General features: G+C 68.8%; 19 protein-coding genes. 7 read left to right on the top strand and 12 right to left on the bottom strand.

Annotated elements, in window-relative coordinates; translation table 11 throughout:
• Positions 1-148: 148 nt before the first annotated feature.
• From ABJF88_10185 to ABJF88_10160, 6 genes are all read right to left on the bottom strand, one after another.
• Positions 149-955 (bottom strand): ABC transporter permease subunit, encoded by an 807-nt coding sequence (locus ABJF88_10185; protein ID MEP0547288.1) that lies wholly within the window; start codon positions 953-955, stop codon positions 149-151.
• Positions 952-1,731 (bottom strand): ABC transporter ATP-binding protein, encoded by a 780-nt coding sequence (locus ABJF88_10180; GenBank protein ID MEP0547287.1) that lies wholly within the window; start codon positions 1,729-1,731, stop codon positions 952-954. Before ABJF88_10180 ends, ABJF88_10185 begins: the two co-directional genes overlap by 4 nt.
• The gene (locus ABJF88_10175) at positions 1,728-2,966 is read right to left on the bottom strand and encodes a nitrous oxide reductase family maturation protein NosD (protein MEP0547286.1); all 1,239 of its coding nucleotides are present in this window, start codon (positions 2,964-2,966) and stop codon (positions 1,728-1,730) included. Before ABJF88_10175 ends, ABJF88_10180 begins: the two co-directional genes overlap by 4 nt.
• 35 nt (positions 2,967-3,001) lie before the next feature.
• The gene (locus ABJF88_10170) at positions 3,002-4,108 is read right to left on the bottom strand and encodes a nitrous oxide reductase accessory protein NosL (protein ID MEP0547285.1); all 1,107 of its coding nucleotides are present in this window, start codon (positions 4,106-4,108) and stop codon (positions 3,002-3,004) included.
• 77 nt (positions 4,109-4,185) lie between these two features.
• Entirely contained in the window at positions 4,186-6,090 is a 1,905-nt protein-coding gene (gene nosZ / locus ABJF88_10165; protein ID MEP0547284.1) for a Sec-dependent nitrous-oxide reductase, read from the bottom strand.
• Positions 6,091-6,216: 126 nt separating this feature from the next.
• On the bottom strand, positions 6,217-6,657 hold the full coding sequence (locus tag ABJF88_10160) for a cytochrome c (protein ID MEP0547283.1): 441 nt from the start codon (positions 6,655-6,657) through the stop codon (positions 6,217-6,219).
• 381 nt (positions 6,658-7,038) lie between these two features.
• Between ABJF88_10160 and ABJF88_10155 the strand changes: the two genes are divergently transcribed.
• The 3 genes from ABJF88_10155 (at position 7,039) to ABJF88_10145 (ending at position 10,047) form a co-directional block, all read left to right on the top strand.
• Positions 7,039-7,488: an Rrf2 family transcriptional regulator gene (locus ABJF88_10155; protein ID MEP0547282.1), complete on the top strand. Its 450-nt coding sequence runs from the start codon at positions 7,039-7,041 to the stop codon at positions 7,486-7,488.
• A gap of 64 nt (positions 7,489-7,552) precedes the next feature.
• On the top strand, positions 7,553-9,514 hold the full coding sequence (locus tag ABJF88_10150; protein MEP0547281.1) for a hypothetical protein: 1,962 nt from the start codon (positions 7,553-7,555) through the stop codon (positions 9,512-9,514).
• A 188-nt stretch (positions 9,515-9,702) separates the two neighbouring features.
• A complete protein-coding gene (locus ABJF88_10145) occupies positions 9,703-10,047 on the top strand; it encodes a hypothetical protein (GenBank protein ID MEP0547280.1) in 345 nt (114 codons plus the stop codon).
• 68 nt (positions 10,048-10,115) lie between these two features.
• Here ABJF88_10145 and ABJF88_10140 read toward each other — a convergent pair whose 3' ends face one another.
• Positions 10,116-11,165, bottom strand: a complete 1,050-nt coding sequence (locus ABJF88_10140) for a methyltransferase domain-containing protein (protein ID MEP0547279.1) — start codon at positions 11,163-11,165, stop codon at positions 10,116-10,118.
• A gap of 227 nt (positions 11,166-11,392) precedes the next feature.
• On the opposite strand from ABJF88_10140, the gene ABJF88_10135 reads away from it, so the two are divergent.
• The 3 genes from ABJF88_10135 to ABJF88_10125 are packed head-to-tail and all read left to right on the top strand — an operon-like array spanning position 11,393 to position 13,426.
• A complete protein-coding gene (locus ABJF88_10135; GenBank protein ID MEP0547278.1) occupies positions 11,393-11,719 on the top strand; it encodes a cupin domain-containing protein in 327 nt (108 codons plus the stop codon).
• 11 nt (positions 11,720-11,730) lie between these two features.
• On the top strand, positions 11,731-12,132 hold the full coding sequence (locus ABJF88_10130; protein ID MEP0547277.1) for a group III truncated hemoglobin: 402 nt from the start codon (positions 11,731-11,733) through the stop codon (positions 12,130-12,132).
• The gene (locus tag ABJF88_10125; GenBank protein MEP0547276.1) at positions 12,125-13,426 is read left to right on the top strand and encodes a hypothetical protein; all 1,302 of its coding nucleotides are present in this window, start codon (positions 12,125-12,127) and stop codon (positions 13,424-13,426) included. The genes ABJF88_10130 and ABJF88_10125 overlap by 8 nt, the downstream gene beginning before the upstream one ends.
• On the opposite strand, the gene ABJF88_10120 is transcribed toward ABJF88_10125, so the two are convergent.
• Positions 13,317-14,024 carry a class I SAM-dependent methyltransferase gene (locus ABJF88_10120; GenBank protein ID MEP0547275.1) on the bottom strand — a complete coding sequence of 236 codons (708 nt, stop codon included), beginning with the start codon at positions 14,022-14,024 and terminating at the stop codon, positions 13,317-13,319. The two genes, ABJF88_10125 and ABJF88_10120, sit on opposite strands and share 110 nt — an antisense overlap.
• 38 nt (positions 14,025-14,062) lie before the next feature.
• Here ABJF88_10120 and ABJF88_10115 point away from each other — a divergent pair, with 38 nt between their 5' ends.
• Positions 14,063-14,281 carry a dodecin family protein gene (locus tag ABJF88_10115; protein ID MEP0547274.1) on the top strand — a complete coding sequence of 73 codons (219 nt, stop codon included), beginning with the start codon at positions 14,063-14,065 and terminating at the stop codon, positions 14,279-14,281.
• Positions 14,282-14,319: 38 nt separating this feature from the next.
• Here the strand turns inward: ABJF88_10115 and ABJF88_10110 are convergent, their stop codons facing one another.
• The 4 genes from ABJF88_10110 to ABJF88_10095 form a co-directional block, all read right to left on the bottom strand.
• The gene (locus ABJF88_10110; protein ID MEP0547273.1) at positions 14,320-15,585 is read right to left on the bottom strand and encodes a glycosyltransferase family 87 protein; all 1,266 of its coding nucleotides are present in this window, start codon (positions 15,583-15,585) and stop codon (positions 14,320-14,322) included.
• Positions 15,586-15,639: 54 nt separating this feature from the next.
• The gene (locus tag ABJF88_10105; protein MEP0547272.1) at positions 15,640-16,473 is read right to left on the bottom strand and encodes a sulfite exporter TauE/SafE family protein; all 834 of its coding nucleotides are present in this window, start codon (positions 16,471-16,473) and stop codon (positions 15,640-15,642) included.
• 95 nt (positions 16,474-16,568) lie between these two features.
• Positions 16,569-17,300 (bottom strand): hypothetical protein, encoded by a 732-nt coding sequence (locus ABJF88_10100; protein MEP0547271.1) that lies wholly within the window; start codon positions 17,298-17,300, stop codon positions 16,569-16,571.
• Between the two features lie 38 nt (positions 17,301-17,338).
• Positions 17,339-19,003: a S41 family peptidase gene (locus ABJF88_10095; GenBank protein ID MEP0547270.1), complete on the bottom strand. Its 1,665-nt coding sequence runs from the start codon at positions 19,001-19,003 to the stop codon at positions 17,339-17,341.
• Between the last annotated feature and the right edge of the window lie 78 nt (positions 19,004-19,081).

Below are 19,081 nucleotides of genomic sequence, written 5' to 3'. Positions count from 1 at the left end.
CAGGATGATGTCCATTTGAGCTTCTCTTCTCAACAGAGCGAGATCAGTTCAGAGCACGTGCGGGGATACGAGAGTTCGGGAGGGTTTCGTGTTCCAGGCCGGAGCTACTCCCACACGCCCGTACTCCCATCCTCCCACACGCTCCGTATCAGAAATCCTTCCGAGTGAAGAGCCGATGGGCGAGCGCAAGCGGGACGGCGCACCACGCCCCGAGCGCGAGGAGGGCGACGCCGAACCCGAGCCCGGTCCCGAAGAACTGCTCGAACACAGCCCCGGTGTAGCCGAGGAGCGCGGCAACGTCCACGTTGAGCAGCAGCAAGACGCGCCCGAGATCGACGGGGTTGAGGAGCGTGAGCGCGAGGAGCGGCCGTTCGAGCGGGTACGCGCTGAAAGCGTGGACGGCGACGAGCACGAGCCCGTCGTAGACGACGGCGAAGAACAGCCACGCGACGAGCGCCGCCGCGAGCCCCTTCATCCGGTCGTCGAAGCGGACGGCGATGAGGAGGGCGAGCGCGAGGAACGCTGCCGTCAACAGCACGCCGACGAGCACGAGGAGCGCGAGCGTGTCGCCCGCGGCCCCGGCCGCGCCGCCGTGCCACAGGAACGGCAGGGTCACGCCGAGCGCGAACGCGGCCGCGAGCGGGAGGACGAGCCCGCCGTAGAGCCCGGCGAAGAGGTGCCCGCGCCGGACCGGCTGCGCCAACATCAGCTCCGTGAACTCGCGAGCGCTGTAGAGATAGATCGTCCCGAAGATCAGGCTGACGAGCGGGATCAGCACGAGCACCACGTTCATCAGGCTCAGCACGACGTGCGCGCTCCCGCCGCCGAACCGGAACAGCGCGTCCGTCACGACGAGGAAGAAGAGGGCGTAGGCCGCGATCCACTTGCTCCGAACGACGTCGCTGAGCTCGTACTTGAGGACTTTGCCCACGGCGGGGGCGAAGAGCGTGGTCATCGGTCGTTCTCGGTCATGAGGTGAGCGAGGGCGCGTTCGAGCCGGTCGTGGCCGCCGCGCGCTTTGAGTTCGTCGGCGGTGCCCTGGAAGCGGACGCGGCCGTCGAGCAGGAACGCCACGTCGTCGGCGAGTTCTTCGAGCTCGCTCATGATGTGGGAGGTGAGGAGGAACGTGGTCCCGGTCGCCTGCGCGGCGCGGACCTTGTCCTTGAGCGCGGACGAGGCGACGGGGTCGAGCCCGGCCGTCGGCTCGTCGAGGATGACGAGGTCGGGGCGGAAGAGGAAGGCGACGGCGGCGTTGACCTTCTGCCGCGTCCCGCCGGAGAGCGTCCGCAGCGGCTTGTCGAGCTCGGGCTCCAGCCGTAGCGCGCCGATGAGGTCGTCGTCCGTCGCCGTCGGGTTGCCGCGGAGATCGCGGAGCATCGTGAGAACCTCGCGCGCGGTGAGGTTCTCGGGGAAGCGCGCCGCCTGCGGCATGTAGCCGATCCGCCGCCGGTACGCCTCGTCCCGCCCAACCTCCTCGCCGTCGAACACGACGCGTCCGCCGTCCGGCCGGACGAGCCCGAGGATCGACTTGATGAGCGTCGTCTTCCCCGACCCGTTGGGGCCGACGACGGCAGTGACGCGGCCCGGCCGCAGCCGGAGGTCGACGCCGTCGAGCACGCGGAGCGCGCCGAAGGATTTTTCCAACCCCGTCACTTCCACGAGCGGCGTCATGCGGTGGATGTGCGGGACCGGCGCGGCAGCGGGCATCGGAGCGAGAGCGGAAGCGTTCATAGCGGGAGGGGGCGCATGGCCGGGCGCTCGTCCACGAGCGTCGCCGGGGTGAGGACGGGCGCGACGCGCTCCGCCACGTCGAGGAGTTGGACGAACAGGCTCCGCATCAGCAACAGCGCCGGCTCGTTCCGCTCCACGAGGAGCGCGAAGAGGCGGACCGGGCGGAACGGCACGTCGCCCACGCCGTCGCGGTCGAGGTCGTAGCCCTCGTAGCCGTCCCAGTAGTTGCCCGAGAACGTGCTGTAGCTCTGCCGGCTGTTCGTCCCGACATCGAAGGAGTTGGCGACGAAGTTGTTGCGGGTGAACACGTTCTCGTAGGCGTCGGCCATGACCTTCACGGCCCAGCCGTTCCGGTCGAAGGTGTTCTCCGCGATCTCGACGCGGTTCGAGCCCTCGGCGTAGAGCCCGACCGTGTTGCGCGCGAAGACGTTGCGGCTGATCGTGCTGTCGGTGATGTCTTTGAGCAGGAGCCCGAACGATGCCGGCCCCCAGTTGTCCTCGAACCGGTTCTCGACCATCTCGACGTGCTTCGTGTACATCACGGCCACGCCCGCGCCGTTCGCGAGGAAGGCGTTGCGCGCGTAGCGACACCGGTCCGAGAACATGAAGTGGAGCCCGTAGCGGAGGTTGCCCTCGCTCACGTTGTCCTCGACCACGCCGTCCTCGACGAACTCGAAGTAGATCCCGTCGCGGTGCCCGCGGATCGTGTTGCCGCGCACGGTGACGTGCCGGCTGTACCACAGGTGGATCCCGTTGCCCGCCTTCGACTCGCCGACGTCGCGCCCGCGGAGCGTGTTGCCGGTGACGACGCAGCCGCTCGTCTCGGCGAGGTAGACCCCGAAGAACGTGTCCTCAAACCGGTTGCCGTCGATCACGCAGCCTGCCGCTTTCTCGACGAGCACGGCCGCCCGGTCCTCGACGAACGAGGGGGCGACGTTGCGGAACGTAAACCCGCGCACAGTCACACTGTCCGCCTCGATGCGGAGGATCGGCTCGCCGCCGCCGTCGAGGATCGCTTCACCCTGAGCAATCAGTTCGACGGACTTGTCCACCACGAGCCCGGACTCGCGGTAGGTGCCCGCCGCGACCAGGAGGCGGTCGCCGGGGCGGGCGCGGTCGAGGGCGTCGGCGATGGGATGCGCCGAGGTCCCCGGACTCACTGTGACCGTCCGCTGCGCCCACGCAGGCGCGCAGGCGAGCAGGACGACGGCGAGGAGGGCGGCGAGACGAGGCATCGGGGATGTGGCGGAGCGCACCGTGCGCGGGAGGTTCAGTGGGTGGATGTGTGCTGCGGCGCATCGCCGGGCGTGCTCGCGCCCCGAGGCATCGGGCTGTCGGCGAGCGCGAGCACGTCGGCCCACGCGAGCACGTCGCCGCCGTCGAATCGGGCGAGCGCGTCGGCTTGGTCGGACTGGGGGCCGAAGGCGGCGAGGCCGCCGCCCATCGGACTGCGGAGCGCCGGGCTGTGGACGACGAAGGCGTCGGCGAGCGGGATCAGCTCGCCGGGCGCGTCGAACGACGTGACCCAGAGCGAGTGCGTCTGCGCCTCGGCCTCGGGGCGGTCGTGGACGTAGCTCGCGAGGCATTCGACCGAGTCGAAGGGGTAGGCTTTCCCCGTCGTCGTGAGCAGCTCCGCGCCGAAGCGGGCGTCGGAGACCGTCATCCGGCAGTGGGCGCAGACGTCCTCGCCGTAGCGGATCGGCTGCGGATCGACCTGGCAGCCGACGAGGAGCGTGGCGGCGGCGAACACGGCGAGCGCGGACGCGACGGACGGCGTCGCAGCGGATTCAGTCGTGCGCGCCGTGCGGGCTCGGCGGAACTCCATGAACGCTACCCACGCTCCGAGCATCAACGACACGAATGCCGCGATCATCCCCATCCCCGGCCACGAATGTGCCGTGATGTTGAGCATCTGCTTCGAGCCGATCAGCGGCGGCTGGTACGTCATCCCCGGCACCTTGATGGCCGCGTCGGGGTTGAGGTCATGGCCGTAGTCGTACTCCCAGAGGTAGAAGTCCACCATCCCCGCCACGGCGACGACGGCGAAGAGCCCGACCCAGACGTTGAGCATCCAGCGCTTCCCCGTCGCGGCAGCGCCGAGGCCGAGCGCGATGAGGAAGCCGAAGATCCACGGCATGATCTTCAGCTCGGGGATCGCGTCGGGCACGATCTCCTTCATCCCGATGTAGTGGTTGAGCCCATTGATGTTCTGGAGGTCGTGCGGCTTCATCCCCGTCACCGTGTCCACCCAGATCAGCATCCCGATGCCCTCGGGGTACTGCGGGGCTTCGAGCGTGATGCGCCAGATCGGGAGGACGTAAAGCAGCCCGAGCAGGACGGCCGCGAAGGCGACGAGGAGGCGGGAGCGCGTAGTCATGGGTCTGTCCATTCAGAGAGAAAAGCCGCAGAGGGCCGGCGGGGGTGGTGGGTCCCGCCGGCCTCCGGCTGCCTCAGCTACGGAACCGTCGTCAGTTCGCCGGCCGTGCCGTAGGCGAGCGGGACGTCGGAGCCCGCCGGGGAGACGCGGATGTAGCCCTGCATCTCCTGGTGGAGCGCCGAGCAGAAGTCCGTGCAGTAGAACGGGATGATGCCCTCGCGCTGCGGCGTCCAGCGGATCGTCCGCGTCTCGCCCGGCATCACGAGGAGTTCGGCGTTCTGCATCCCCATCGCGGCGAAGCCGTGCGGCACGTCCCAGTCCTGCTCGAGGTTCGTGAGGTGGAAGTACACGTCGTCGCCGACCTTGATGCCCTCGATGTTGTCGGGCGCGAAGTGGCTCCGGATCATCGTCATGTAGACGTGGACCTCGTTGCCGTCGCGCTCGATGCGGGCCTCGGCCTCGGACTTCGCCGCGTGCGGGTTCGTGTTCTCGCCGATCTCGTAGATCCGCACCTGATCGTCGATCAGCATCTCGGCGGGGATGGCCTGCGCGTAGTGCGGCTCGCCGATCGTCGGGAAGTCGAGGAGGAGCCGCATCTTCTCGCCGCTGATGTCGATGAGCTGCGCGGCGTGGGCGAGCTCCGGCCCGGTCGGGAGGTAGCGATCCTTCGTGATCTTGTTGAGCGCGATGAGGTACTTCCCGTAGGGCTGCCGGCTGTCGCCGCCCGGAATCATGAGGTGGCCGACGCTGTAGTAGACGGGGATCCGGTCGAGGACCGTCGTGGACTCGATGTCCCACTTCACGATCTCGGACGAGATGAACGCCGTCGTGTAGGCATTGCCGCGCCCGTCGAACTCGGTGTGGAGCGGGCCGAGGCCGGGGTTCTCGACCTCGCCGTAGAGCACGGCCTCGTAGTCGAGCACGGGGATACCGTCGATGATCGTCTCGAACGCCTCGTTCTCGATCGCCGCGATCATCTTCGTGAACGAGTGGACCGGGATCACCGTCGCCAGCTTCCCGCCGCCGACGATGTACTCGCCTGTCGGGTCCACGTCGACGCCGTGGGGGCTCTTCGGCGTGGGGAGGAAGAAGACCATGCCGGGGCAGTCCTCGGGCGTGATCATCCGCGTCCCCTCCTTCACCTCGGAGACGGCGACGTGGCGGTCGTCCATATAGTTGTGGTAGTACGCACCCGGCACGTCGCGGCCCGCGCCGCCCGCCACGCACTCCTCGGCGAGGCGCCAGTTGACGGCGGCAATGAAGTCCTTGTCGTTGCGCGAGGCGTTGACTTCGAGGAGGGTCGTGGCTTTCTCGGTGTTGTAGCTCGTGAAGAAGGCCCACCCGTCGGAGACGCCCTTGCCACTGTGCGCGAGGTCATAGTTGAAGCCGGGCACGATGATCTGGAAGGCGATCTCCATCTCGTCGGCGACGTCGGCGCGGATGAACGTGAGCGTACCGCTGAGGGCCTCGGAAAGCTCGGAGAGCGCCACGTCCACGTTCGGGACGGGCACGGCGAAGCGCGTCGCGGCGACGACGTACTCGTTGTTCGGCGTCACGAACGGCGAGGCGTGGTTGCCCGACGAGTTCGGGATCTCGACGATCTCATCGGTGATGAAGCTGTCGAGGTCGATCCGGGCGACGCGCGGCGTGTTGTTACCGTTGATGAAGATCCACCGGCCGTCGGGCACGCCGTCGGTCATCGAGAGCTCGGGGTGGTGGGCGTCGTCCCACGGGATGAAGCCGTGCGTCGTCATCAGCATCGGCTTGGTCTCCTCGGAGTAGCCGTAGGCCTTCTCCGGGTCCTGCGAGAACACGGGGATGACGCGGAGGAGGCGGCCGGACGGGATGCCGTAGACGGAGAGCTGCCCGCTGTAGCCGCCGGACATGAACCCGTAGAACTCGTCGTACTCGCCGGGGGCGACGTAGACGGCCTGCGCCACGTCGGCGTCGATGGCGGTGGTTTCGGTCGTGCGGCAGGCCATCACGAGGGCACCGAGGCCGACGATGACGGCGAGCGTGAGGAGGAGGGGCTTGACGTTTTTCATGGCGTTGCGAGGTTGAGTCGCGGGTGGGTGAACGGGCGGGGCGTTACGCGCCCTCAGGCCGGATTATGCGCCTTCGTGGACCTGCCGGAGGTACTCGAGGATGGCGCGGGCTTCGTCTTCGGAGAGGTTCTGGTTCGTCATCGGGACGCTGTATTCGGCGAGGAGGGCCTGCGCGTCGGCGTCGCTCTGGAGCATTTTCTCTGGGGCGAGGATCATGTTCATGATCCACTCCGGCTCGCGGCGCGCGGCGACGTCACCGAGCGGGGGGCCGATGTATCGGCTGTCCATCTTGTGGCATGTCGTGCAGCGCGTCTCGTAAATGCCCTGCCCTTCCGTGGCAAGCGCCGCGTCGATCGGGCCGACGTCGACGGAGGAGACGGGGAGTTCGACCGCTGGGGACGCAGGCGTGGGGGATGCGGCGGAGTCCGGCGCGTCGGAGCCGCCGCAGGCCGCGAGGCCGAGGGCGAAGAGCAGCGCGAGCACCGGGAGGAAGGAGGACTTCATGGGGGCAAGGTGAGGGTGGGTGGAGGGGTGGGCCGAGGCCGTCCGGTAAAGGACGGCACGGAGGCGGCCGGTCGGTGGCAGCAGCCGGCGCTTCGCCCGGTGGTGTAGCTCTGGTGGAGGATGTAGGGGGAAGCCCGGCACGTATTAAGGATTTATTTGTCCTATTAACAGATGAGACGAGCCCGTCGTGGTTATCTCAGCCATCTATTAAAGACCAACTGGTCCTAATATAAGAATCCCCCTTTCCGGATCCACCCTCCCGACCGACCTCACTCCCTCTTCACACGGCACCCTCCCACCTTCGCCACAACTGCACGAACAGGGGGTTGCCCTATTAGGACCCAAATGTCTTATAATGAACCACCCCCTGCCCCCGCTGCCATGTTGCTCTCGAAAGCCTGCGAATACGGAATCCGTTCGGTCCTCTACCTCACGAAGGACGGGACCGGGGCCTACGTCCCCATCCGCTCCATCAGCGACGCGCTCGGCATCCCCTACCACTTCCTCGCGAAGATCGTCCAGACCCTCGCGCAGGCCGACGTCCTCACGTCGTCGCGGGGGCCAAGCGGGGGCGTAGCGCTGGCCCGCCCGGCGTCGCAGATCAAGCTCAAAGAGATCGTCGTCGCGATTGACGGCACGGACATCTTTACCGAGTGCGTGCTCGGACTGCCGGGCTGCGGCGAACGGAAGCCGTGCCCGCTCCACGAACAGTGGGCGCCGGCCCGCGACCGCATCCACCGGATGTTCGACCACGTGAGCCTCGCCGAGATGGCCGAGCGGATGAGCGAGGGCGACTTCCGCCTCGCCCTGCTCCGCTCCGACCTCGCGTGATCCCCCTTCGCCGTGCCACCGGACTCGGCCCCTTCTTATTTAGGACAAAAATGTCCCCAACACCATGACTCACCCCCGCTTCCTCGCCGCCCTCCTCGGACTTCTCGCCGTGGCCGCGCCGGCCGCAGCCCAGCACGACACCCTCTTCGTCGTCCGCCCGGCGTCCGGCGCAGCGGGCGTGGACACCACCCTCTTCGAAGAGGCCGGGTGGACGTACCAGCTCGCCCCGCTCTCGGTCGGGGTCGAGCGGCTCCGGCTGAGCGAGACCGACGCCGCGGTGGAGAAGACGGCGCTCCACGATGCCCTTCGGAGGGGCGGGCTGCGCCTCGTCCGCCGGGGCGTCCCGCTCGGCGGTGACTTCGTCCTCGACGGATTCGCCGGGGCCGACGTGGCGGTCGTCGTCGATGGTGAGCGGTATCCGAGCTCGTGCCCGAACCGGATGGACCCGCCCGCTTCCCGCGTGAACCCGCTCGAAGTAGCCGATGTCCGCGTGGACCGAAGCACGGCGACGGTGCAGGGCGGGCTCGGTGGGTCCGTGTCGTTTACGCGCGCCCGGCCGTCGGAGGCGGGGCGACTACGCTTCGGCCTCACCCAGACCGGCGCCGACGGGATGAACACCGACGCCGCGCTCTCGGCGGAGCGGGCCGGCCACCGCGCCACGGCTCGCCTCGTCCGCGCCCAGTCCTACTCCGACGGAGCCGGCCGCTCGTTCGGTGCGCGCTACGGCTACGCCGACGCCGATATCGCCTACACCCTCGCCGAGGCGTCGGCACAGGGCGAGCGTGGGGACTGGCGCTACGGGGCGTCGCTCGCGCTCACGCGCGACCTCCCGTTCCCCTTCCTCATGATGGACGAGCGCGACAACCGGATGGCGAGCGCGCACCTCGGATGGCGCGGGCACAAGCTCTACGTGAACCGGACGCGCCACCTCATGGACAACGGCCTCCGCACGGCTTCGGAAAGGATGCCGATGGAGACCGACGCCACCAACCTCACGATCGGCCTCATCGGCGACGGGCACGACGGCGCGACGACGTATGAGGCGTACGTCCGCCGCTGGGATGCGTGGAACACCATGACGATGCCGCCGATGGGCGATGGGATGGCGATGCCGATGCAGCAGCACATCGTCCCGGACGTCCGCCTCGCGGCCGTCGCACTCGCGCACGAGGTCGAGGTCGGCCGGCTCGCGTTCGGCGCGAAGCTCGGGCTCACCCGCACCGCCGTCGGAGATGCCGAGCGCCTCGCCTTTTTCCGCGTGCTCTACCCCAACGCCGTAGCCGTTCGCTGGGCGATCCCCTTCGGGCTGAGCGCGGGCTACGCCGCGCCGCTCGGCCGTAACGCCACGGCCGGGCTGACAGCGGAGGTCGCGTCGGAAGCGCCCGCGCCGGAACGGCTCTTCGTCGGCGTCCGGCGGGCGATGGGGACGCCCTCGTGGAGCGCCAACCCCACGCTCGCGCAGCCGGTGAAGGCGGCCGTCCGCAGCGCGCTCACCACCCGACGGCTGCGCCTCAACGCCTTCGCCGCGTACGTTCACGACGCCGTCACCCTCGTTCCCTCATCGCTCGGCATGGACCGCTTCGTCACGTACGCGAACGCGGAGGCCCTCCTCGTAGGCTTCGACGCCCGCGCCGAGTGGGCGCACCTCGCCCTCGACGCCTCGACGACGTGGGGCCACAACCTCGACCGCGACGAGCCGCTCGCGGAGATGCTGCCGCTCACCGTCGGCGCGACGGCGACGAGCCCGCGCTGGCTCGGCCTCACCGCGTCCGTCTCGGCGGAGGCCGCCACCACGCAGAACCGCGTGGCGAGTGCCGTCGGCGAGACGGCGTCCCCGGCGTGGCTGCGGTTCGACGCCGGGCTCACGTACGAGGTCGGCGGGGTCACGCTCGCGCTCGAAGCCGTCAACCTCACCGACGCGCTGTACTACCAACACCTCGCGTACCGCCGCGATCCGTTCTCGGCCGGGCTCCCGGTCTACGAGCCGGGCCGACTGCTCCGCCTCCGCCTCCACCTCGTCCGCTAGCCCCTGCATCCCGCCTACCCTGTCCGGGGGGCAGCCCTACGCCGTCCTCTTTCGGTAGCGTACCGAGGGAGGACGGCATGCGTATGTTTTGGCGTTCGTTATAGACGGATGTAGCGCTCCTGGCTGCAACTCGGCAAGCCGAAAATCGTCCGTTGCTGTGCGCCCCTCCTGCTCCTTCCCCTCGCTTTATGAACCGCATCCCGTTCAGCCTGCCTGACGTCGGGCTGCGCGAAGTCAAGGGCTTCGCGTACCTCGACGACGAGTTCCTCATCATCGAAGTAGAGTCGGCCGTCCTCGGCCTCACGGACCGCGACCGGCAGACCGTGAAGGTGGCGCCGTCGGCGCTGGAGTCGGTGCGCTTCACGCGGGGGCTCTTCCGCGATCGCCTCCGCATCAAGCCCGAGAAAGTCGAGCTCCTGAAGACCATCCCCGGCGACCACGCCACCGAGATCGCGCTCCGCGTCCCCCGGAAGTACCGCGACCTCACCGAGCGCATCGCCGACGAAATGGACGACCGCATCGCCCTCGCGTAGCGCATCGCCCCGCTCGTCCTCGTCATGGCCGTGCTGATGTACTGGCGGCTGGCGCGCGAGCGGCCGGTTTAGCAGCACCCGCCGGAGGCCTCGCCGGCCACGCTCGCCGGGGCCGGGGCACAGTCGAACAGGCCGTAGTGGACCGAGCGGTCGCCGACGACGCGGAAGTGGCGGCCGTAGCGGGTCTCCTCCACCATCGCCGCAGAGTTGCCGCAGATGAGCATCGGCCGCCCGGTCTCGAAGACGTGGTGATCGTCGAGCGCGAAGGCGTGGGGGTGCTCGGGGATCGTGCCGTCGTAGGTCGCCACCTGCCCGAAGTCCTCACAGCGGTCTTCGAGCGAGGCGAGCTTGAACGCCCGCACCGTGACCGACGAGAACCGGATGTTGCCGAGCTTCGCGGCAAGCGCCGGGTCGTCGACGGTGAGCGGGCGCTGCGTGACGACGCGGTAATCGGCACAGCCGACGGCCTGCATCATCCGGCGGAAGTCCTCGATGTAGAGCGCGCCGCCGAGGCATTCGCCGTAGAGCACGGGGTCGGCCGCGACATCGGAGGGGATGCGGCGGTCGGCGAAGACGTCCGAGAAGTAGAGCTCGCCGCCGGGCTTGAGCACGCGGAAGATCTCGGCGAACACGGCCTGCTTGTCCGTCGCGAGGTTGATGACGCAGTTCGAGATCACCACGTCCACGCTCTCGTCTTCGATGCCTGCCGCGGTGAGGTCCTCGATGTCGCCGAGCCGGAACGACGTGTTCGGCGCGTCGAAGCCGAACTGCGCGGCCTGCTCCGCCTCGTAGCGCTGCGCCACGGCGAGCTGTTCCTCCGTCATGTCGATCCCGATCACGCGGCCCGCCGGCCCGACAAGCGCGGCGGCGAGGAACGCGTCGCGGCCCGTCCCGCAGCCGAGGTCAAGCACGGTGCAGCCGTCGAGCGCAGGCGGGAGGGGCGAGCCGCAGCCGTAAAACCGTGCGAGGACTTCGTCGGCGATGTCGGCGAGGATGGCTTTGTGGTGGGCGGGCAGGGCCTCGTCCGTGCAGCATGCGCTCGTGCGGAGGTCGGCGGTGGACTGCAACGTCTGGCCGTAGTAGTCCTTGACCTGGGTGCGGACGGTGGGGGCTTCCATAGAATTAGTCGTTGTGACGAGCACGGAGAGGAGCGCTACGATACGCCTCGTTTCCGTTTGGAGCAACGCATGGCTCTCCCCTTTCGGTCATATCCACGCTGCCGTGCCGACTGTGAACGAGGCGCACAGGGATCGTGAAGCGCGCGCGAGGTCGGGATCGGCGCTTGCGCGGCGGGCGAAGCGATTCTACATTTAGGACCAACAAGTCTCAATAAGCGTTCATATCCATGCCTGCCCTCGCCGACACTCCCACCGCCCAGCCGCTCGCCGACCTCGCCGTGTTCCAGCCGGGTAGCATCGTCAGCCGGATGCTGCTCAAGAACAAAGCCGGTTCCGTCACGCTCTTCGCCTTCGCCGAGGGCGAGGGGCTGAGCGAGCACACGGCGCCGTTCGATGCGCTCATCGTCGTGACCGATGGGACGGCGCGCATCACAATCGACGGCGAAGCGCACACGGTCGGTGCCGGCGCGACGATCCGGCTGCCGGCGAATGTCCCCCACGCCGTCCACGCGCCCGCCAACGTGCGCCTCCTCCTCGTCATGCTTCGCGCCTAGGCCACGCCGCCATGCAGCTTCCCGACATCCAGACCGAACAGGACGTGCGCGTCGTCGTCGATGCGTTCTACGATGCCATCGACCGCGACCTCTGGCTCGGCCGGTTCTTCGAAGGGCTCGACATGCCGGCGCATCTCCCGAAGATGTACGCCTTCTGGTCGTCCGTCGTGTTTCAGACGGGGACGTACCGGGGCCGGCCGTTCGACGCCCACCTCCGGCTGGAGGGGCTAACCGAGTACCACTTCACGCGCTGGGTCGAGCGCTTCCACGCCACCATCGACGCCTACTTCCACGGCCCGCACGCCGACACGATGAAGGCGAAGGCGACGCAGATCGCGACGATTTTTCAGGTGAAGCTCGGGCTCTGGGGCGCGTCCGACGCATCGGCCCGCTCGGCCCGGTCCGATGCGTGACGCCGAGCGCCCGGCCGAGGGGTATTCGCTCCGGTGGGCGTGGCGCGGGGCGCTCGCGTTCTTCGTCCTCGCCGGGCTGACGGGCGCGTTCTTCCGCTTCGCCGTCGCCCACGGCGTCGTGTTCGGGCTCGATCTCGGGAACGTGCGGCACGCACACTCGCACGCGATGTACTTCGGCTGGGTGACGCCGGCGCTGATGGCGCTCATCGCGCACCGGCTCCCGAGCCTCGGCGCGCGGCCGATGCGGGGCGCAGGCATCGCCGTGGGCGCGGCGTTCGCGACGGCGCTCGTGGCGTATCCGCCGTTCCTGCTGTTCGGCTACGCGCCGGCGTTCGTGGGCGGAATGCGGCTGCCGCTCTCGGTGATGGCAGCGGGCTTCAACGTGCTGGCGTGGTACGGCTTCGTCGTGCTCTACGTGCGGGCGCGGCGCGGCGCCCCGTCGTCCCTCGCGCTCCGGCTGTTCGACCTCGCCCTCTTCTTTCTCGTCTTCGCCACGCTCGGCGCGTGGGGCCTGCCGCTCCTCCAGGCGACGGGCGTCGAGAGCCACGCCCTGAAGGCGGCGCTCACGCACCTTTTCCTCGACGTGTTCTCCGAGGGCTGGTTCGGCCTCGGCGTGCTCGGCCTCGCGGCGGCGGAGGCGAAGTCCGACGATCGACGGGCGATGTGGGGGATTCGGCTCGTCGCGGTCGGCGTGCCGTTCACGTTCGCGCTCGGGATGGCGCCGTCGCTCGTTCCCCCAACCGTCGAGTTGCTGGCGCGGGCGGGCGGGCTGTTGCTGAGCGCGGGGCTCGGGCTGCTCGTCGCGGCGCTGTGGCGAGGGGCGGATGGGCTGTGGCGGTTCGCGCTGGGCGCGCTCGCGCTCAAAGCGCTCGGCCTCGGCGCGGCGAGCCTCGTGGGGGCGGGCTGGACGGCAGTGCCGGCGTTTCGGATTCTCTACCTCCACCTCGGGCTGCTCGGATTCGTCAGCGTCGGGCTCGTCGCGGCGGCGCGGGCGACGTGGGGCGGCGGCGTCACGCGCGGACGCCGGGCGTTCGCTTTTGCCGTCGCGGCCCTCCTCGCTTCGCTCGTCCCGCTCACGCCGCTGTGGCCGGCGCCGTGGGGCGGCGCGTGGGTGTGGAGCCTCGCCGCGCTCCTCGCGTTCGGCCCAATCCTCGCCGTCCTCCGCATGCTCGTCGCGCGGCGGCCTACCCCGCCCGCCGCGCCGTCCCCGCGATGTGCGGACGGACGACCGGCAGCGGCATCGCCGCGTCGAACCGCTCGATCTGCACGTCGGCGAAGCCGGCCCGTTCGATGACGTGGCCCGTCTCGCGGTCCGGTCGGCAGCCGTCGGCGATGACGCCCCACGCGGGCTTGACGATGCGCTGCACGCGACGGAGGAGGGAGCCCTCCGGCGCGGCGACGTGCTCGACGAAGACGAACCGCCCGCCCGGCTTCAGCACGCGCCGGACTTCGGCGAGCGCGGCGTCGAGGTCCGTCACTGAACAGAGCACGAGGGTCGAGACGACGGCGTCGGCGCTCGCGTCCGGCACCGGGAGATGCTCGGCGACGCCGCCGAGCACATCGGCTTCGATTCCGTGACGTTCCGCCGCCCGGCGCAGTCGCTCGTGGAAGTGGACGTTCGGCTCGACGCCGATCCAGCGAACGCCGGCCGCGTAGTACGGCAGGTTCACGCCCGCGCCCGGCCCGATCTCGACGACGGTGCCGCTCAGCCCGCCGAGGAGGGCGCGTTTCCTTTCGCCGTAGAGGTCGCGGTCGAACCCCTCGCCGTGCGAGAGGAGCCACGCGAACCACCGCGCGGCGAGCCCGGCGCGGACCCCGGCGCGAGCCTCGGTCGTAGAAGGTCTATTCCGAGGATGCCGTGCCCGTTGCTCTGCGCCGGCGTCGCTCCTCACCGCCTTTCTCCGTTCACTCATTTCAACCCGCACCCCTCATGGCTATCGCCAAAGTAATCGAAATCAGCTCCGAATCGAAGACGAGCTTCGACGACGCTGCGCTCAACGCGATCAAGGAAGTCGCCAAGACCGTCAAGGACGTCAAGCACGTCTGGATCAAGGATATGGAGATCTTTGTGCAGGACGACGGTTCCTACCTCTACCGCACGAACTGCAAGGTCACGTTCATCGTGCGCAACTCCGGCGACATGAGCTAACCGCTCTTGCCGACTCCGTTGCTCCGCGCCCCGGCGGCTCAGGCTGCCGGGGCGCGCTGCGTTTCGGCCGTCGCGCGCCGCGTCCGCATCCACACCGGCACCACGCCGAGCAGCACGAGTGTGACGATCAGGAAACGGGCGTAGAACACGTCCACGAGCAGGCGGGGCCAGTGCGCAAACGTCCACACCATCGCTGGCTCCGGCGGCTTCGGGATCATAAAAACCAATACGGCAAGCGCGACGAACGCCTGTGCTGCCGGCCCGCGATCCCGGACTTCGAGCAGCGCGTAGAGGTAGAGCGGGAGCGCGAGGACGTAGGTATGCTCCCACCCGAGCGCCGACACGACGGGCAGCACCGCGAGGACGGCGACGCCCACCACTTCGTAGCGCAGCCGCCCGAGGAAGTACGCCCCGTAGAGCCCGCCGAGCCCGCCCAGGAGAACGACCGCATTGACCGCGTTCGCAAATCCCCCGACCGGCGTGTCCCGCGAGAGGAGATAGGTATCGAGCGGAAGCTGGATGTGCTCCAGCACTCCGGTGATGGACTGATTGAGCGCGTGCGTGTTCGTCACGCCCGACCAGTACGGGAGGAGGTCGAACACGTACTGTCGGTATAGCTCCGCCGGCACGAACGGCAGCAGCACGAGCGGCGCCACGACGATGCCGAGCACGAGTCCGACCGCGCCGCGTGCGGCCCACCCGCGCCGGAGCCCGATGAGGCAGAGCGCGAGGGGATACAGCTTGAGCCAGAACCCGACGCTGAGCACGAGCGCCGCCGCGAGCGGGCGGTCCCGCTGCAGCAGCCACAGAAAGACGAGGCCGAGGAAGAGCACGAGCACGTTCACCTGCCCGTACTTCAGGTTGTGGAACACCGGCGCCGTCGCGAACCCGATCAGCAGCAGCGTCACCCGGAGCGGGGTGCCGATGCGCTCGTCCCGGGCCCGTTCGTAGAGCCGAATCGTAAGCTCGACGCACGCCGCCGCGAGCACGGCGATCCCGACGACCGAGAGCAGGAACGACGCGGGCACCGGGAGCGCGAGGAGCGGCAGGAACAGCAGCACGCTCAGCGGCGGGTACATGAATCCGAACGGGTCAGGGTAGAGCGTGAGCGGGTCGCGGACGAAGCGCTCCGCCGCTTCGTAGTAATACGAGAAGTCGGTGACGAATCCCATCTCGCCCGTCACGACGAGGACGAAGACGCGCGCCGTCGTCCACGCCAGCGAAGCCGGAATCACCGCCACGCTGAGCGCGGCGAGCAGGCCGATGAACGGGTACCGTTTCCAGGTAGCGAGCAGCGGGCGCACGGGCGGAGTTCTATATCGGAGGGAGCGTTCGGCGGGGAATCTACGTGGCAGCGATCAGCCGATCGCGCGCCAGATCAGCCGCACCGCGACGACGGTGGCCAGGGCCGCGAACCCCCAGCGGATCGCCAGCACGTTGACGCGCGAGGCGACCTTCACGCCCAGCCGGGCCGTCAGGATCGCGGGGAGGGCCAGCCACACGGCCTGCCCGAAATCGACGTAGCCCAGCGCCGTCGTGGGCGTGCCTGCGCCGAGCCCGCTGAGCACATAAATCGCCACGCCACTCAGCGAGATCAGCACGATCGTCGCCATCGAGGTGGCAGCGGCTTCTTTGAGCGGGAGGCGGAGGAGTTGGTTGTAGACCGGGACCATCACGATGCCACCGCCGACGCCCGCCGCGCTCGCTACGGTGCCCGCCGCCGCACCTGCCACCGCAAGCGCGGGCACTGGCACCCGGTCCGCCTCGCCGCGCATCTCGATGGGCTCACCACCCGTCGTCCGCTTCCGCAGCATCCGCACGACGGCCAGCAGCAGGATCACCGCCAACACGAGCCCGAAGACCTGCTGGTCGTACCACGGCTGCGTCGTCACGAAGAGGGTCGTCAGTGTAACGGCGACGGCGGCGAAGAGCCCCGCGATCCATACCACGCGGGTCCGCACCATGCCGAGCTTGACCTGTGAGTACGTCCCCGAGAGCGCTGCCATGAGGGTGCAGAACAGGCTCGACCCTGCCGTGAGCGGCACCACGAGGTCGGCCGGGACGCCCGTCGCCTGGTAGAAGAAGAGCAGAACGGGCGCGAAGATGATCCCGCCGCCCACGCCGAGCAGCCCCGCCACGAACCCGCCGACGAGCCCCGCCGTGCCGAGAATCAGGATATTGACCGGGTCCATGTGGTACGGAGGTGATGCGGCTCGAAAAAAACGTAGGGGCGCAGCGCGCTGCGCCCCTACCGGGTGCGAAGATACGGTGTCCGCCGTCAGCGGGACTAGATCGACGGCCGCCCGAGATGAAGCCGGATGCCGACACTGCCGTACCGCTCCACTTTCCCGAACAGTGCCTGTTCCTCCTCTCGCAGGGCATAGCTGGAACCGAGCTGCCCTTCCAAATCCACGAACCGGTTCACGCGCGCTCGAAAGAACAGGGCCGGTTCGGCGTAGACCGCGCGCACCTCCCGGACGAGGTCTTCCGGATCCGTCTCGAAATCGTCGAAGTGCACCCACGAAAAGCGGAGCGCACCACCCACGAGCAGGGCTCCACCATCGGTTCGCTTGCCGATGTTGACCTGGGCAAACGTCCGTCGGTACGCTGCTTCGTACGAGTAGGACTCGATCACCGGGAAAATGTCATCGGACGACACCAACTGCTCCCCCTGCCCCCTCGCCCGTCCCCGCCCCTTCCCAGCCAAGAGTTCGAGCGTCATCTCGTACGGGATCACGGCATAGAATCCACCGCCAAGCTCTCCATAGCGCTGCTGGTATCTATCAAGCACGTTGAGGGCGGCGGTGCCGGTAGTAAACAGTACGATGTGGGGCAGCGGCGAACCTGCGACCTGAACGTCGAAGCCTGCGTCCTGCTTGAGGCTGACCGCAGCCTGAACCTGACCGCTCCGCTCGAACATTGGCACGACGTGCGTGCTCGGAGTGTAGAGCAGCGCCTTGCACCCGCTCAGGACCGGGACGAGAATCAGCAGCGCGAGCCCCACCCAGACGGTTCGCATAGCTCCGCTCGTGATCGGTGGAGGGGCGGGCACCGCCCTCACTCGGCGCTCAGCACGCCGCGATACGACGAGGCATCGGCGAGCAGTTCTCTAGCGCGGTTGAACTGGTAGTCGTCGCGGAACGAGGCCTCGATCTGCGCGCTCTCGCCGAGGTAGCGGGCGAGGATCTCGCGGCGGAGCCGCTCTTTCAACCGGGGCGCGTGCCGCTCGAAGTCGAGTTCCTTCTCCTCCCACAGCTCGCGGCGGAGCTCCTCGATCTCGTCGGCGGTCTCGTCGTAGCCCGCGCCGTCGAGGTTCTCGGCGAGGCCGTCGAGCGCCTGCTCGGCCCGCGTGCGGTACGTGAAGTCCTGCGTGGCGAGCCAGTCGTGGAACGCGCGGAGGTCGGCGTCGCTGACGGAGAACGCGTCGCCCTCGGCCTCGTGCGTGGCCGCGTAGCGGTTGGCGAAGAGGAAGAACGCGGCCTGCCGGACGAGCGCCGCCTCCAGCTCGCTCATCTCGCCGAGGCTGGCTTCGATGTCCGGCTCGATCCCCTTACCGTCGTAGACCGGCCGGCCGCCGACCGTCGTGTACGCGCGGCGCAGCGAGTCGGCGACTTCGACGGCGCGGCCGCCGACCTCGTCGCGGGAGTACTCGACGGCCTGGATGCACCGGCCGCTCGGGGTGTAGTACTTCGCCGTCGTCATCTTGAGCGAGGTGTGGTACGGGAGGCCGCGGATGATCTGCACGAGCCCCTTCCCGAACGTCCGCTCGCCGACGACGATGCCGCGGTCGTGGTCCTGAATCGCACCGGCGACGATCTCCGAGGCCGAGGCGCTGCCGCCGTCGACGAGGACGGCGAGGGGGACGTCGAGCGCGACGGGGGCGGCGCGGCTACGGTAGACCCGCTCGCTCTCGGGCTGCCGGCCACGCGTCGAGACGATGACGGAGCCCTGCGGGAGGAAGTGGCCGGAGATGTCGACGGCCGCTTCGAGCAAGCCGCCGGGGTTGCCGCGGAGGTCGAGCACGAGCGCGTTCAGCGGGCCCTCGCTGTAGAGCTTTTGGATCGCCGCCGCGACTTCCTCGGCCGCGTCGCGCGAGAACCGTTCGAGCTTGACGTAGCCGACGCCGTCGGCGGGATTGCCGACGTACTCCGCGTACGTGACATTTTTGAGCTGGACCTCGGAGCGCGTGAGGCGGAAGTCGAGCGGCTCTGGCTCGCCCTCGCGCTCGACGCGGATCTCAACCGTCGTGCCGGGGTCGCCACGGAGGAGGTCACGGATCTCGTCCGACTCGAGGTCGTCGGTCGGAATGCCGGCGATGTTCGTAATGACGTCGCCGGTGCGGACGCCCTGCTCGAACGCGCTCGCGCCCTCGACGGGCTGGAGCACGACGGTCTTCCCGCCGCGCTGCCCCACCGTGAGGCCGACGCCGCCGTAGCGCCCGCGCGTGAGGATCTCGATGTCCTCATTGTCCGCCTCGTCGATGAAGACGGTGTACGGGTCGAGCGTCTGGAGCATCGCGTCGATGCCCGTCCGCATGAGCTGCTCGGAGTCGAGGTCGTCGACGTAGCCCGTAGCGAGCTCCTCGTAGAGCTTGCCAAAGATGGTGAAGTTCTTCTTGAGGGCGAAGAAGTCGTCGTCGCGCGGCATGAAGAAGCCCGCGAGCAGGCCGAGCCCGAGGGCGACGATGACGGCAGGGGCGGCGGTGCGGAGCGAGCGTTTCATGCGGGACCTCTTCGGCTTCTTAGGTTCGGCGACTCAGAACGAACGCGGCGGGGGCGCGCCGGCGTATACACGAAACGA

This window comes from Rhodothermales bacterium, assembly GCA_039944855.1.
Lineage (GTDB): Bacteria > Bacteroidota > Rhodothermia > Rhodothermales > JANQRZ01 > JBBSMX01.
Note: the sequence above shows the minus strand (reverse complement) of the source record. Positions and strands in the feature narration are given on the sequence as shown.

Coding starts and splice junctions, on each gene's coding strand:
- ABJF88_10185 (MEP0547288.1), bottom strand. CDS start 955: ATGACCACGCTCTTCGCCCCCGCCGTGGGCAAAGTCCTCAAGTACGAG.
- ABJF88_10180 (MEP0547287.1), bottom strand. CDS start 1,731: ATGAACGCTTCCGCTCTCGCTCCGATGCCCGCTGCCGCGCCGGTCCCG.
- ABJF88_10175 (MEP0547286.1), bottom strand. CDS start 2,966: ATGCCTCGTCTCGCCGCCCTCCTCGCCGTCGTCCTGCTCGCCTGCGCG.
- ABJF88_10170 (MEP0547285.1), bottom strand. CDS start 4,108: ATGACTACGCGCTCCCGCCTCCTCGTCGCCTTCGCGGCCGTCCTGCTC.
- nosZ (MEP0547284.1), bottom strand. CDS start 6,090: ATGGCCTGCCGCACGACCGAAACCACCGCCATCGACGCCGACGTGGCG.
- ABJF88_10160 (MEP0547283.1), bottom strand. CDS start 6,657: ATGAAGTCCTCCTTCCTCCCGGTGCTCGCGCTGCTCTTCGCCCTCGGC.
- ABJF88_10155 (MEP0547282.1), top strand. CDS start 7,039: ATGTTGCTCTCGAAAGCCTGCGAATACGGAATCCGTTCGGTCCTCTAC.
- ABJF88_10150 (MEP0547281.1), top strand. CDS start 7,553: ATGACTCACCCCCGCTTCCTCGCCGCCCTCCTCGGACTTCTCGCCGTG.
- ABJF88_10145 (MEP0547280.1), top strand. CDS start 9,703: ATGAACCGCATCCCGTTCAGCCTGCCTGACGTCGGGCTGCGCGAAGTC.
- ABJF88_10140 (MEP0547279.1), bottom strand. CDS start 11,165: ATGGAAGCCCCCACCGTCCGCACCCAGGTCAAGGACTACTACGGCCAG.
- ABJF88_10135 (MEP0547278.1), top strand. CDS start 11,393: ATGCCTGCCCTCGCCGACACTCCCACCGCCCAGCCGCTCGCCGACCTC.
- ABJF88_10130 (MEP0547277.1), top strand. CDS start 11,731: ATGCAGCTTCCCGACATCCAGACCGAACAGGACGTGCGCGTCGTCGTC.
- ABJF88_10125 (MEP0547276.1), top strand. CDS start 12,125: ATGCGTGACGCCGAGCGCCCGGCCGAGGGGTATTCGCTCCGGTGGGCG.
- ABJF88_10115 (MEP0547274.1), top strand. CDS start 14,063: ATGGCTATCGCCAAAGTAATCGAAATCAGCTCCGAATCGAAGACGAGC.
- ABJF88_10105 (MEP0547272.1), bottom strand. CDS start 16,473: ATGGACCCGGTCAATATCCTGATTCTCGGCACGGCGGGGCTCGTCGGC.
- ABJF88_10100 (MEP0547271.1), bottom strand. CDS start 17,300: ATGCGAACCGTCTGGGTGGGGCTCGCGCTGCTGATTCTCGTCCCGGTC.
- ABJF88_10095 (MEP0547270.1), bottom strand. CDS start 19,003: ATGAAACGCTCGCTCCGCACCGCCGCCCCTGCCGTCATCGTCGCCCTC.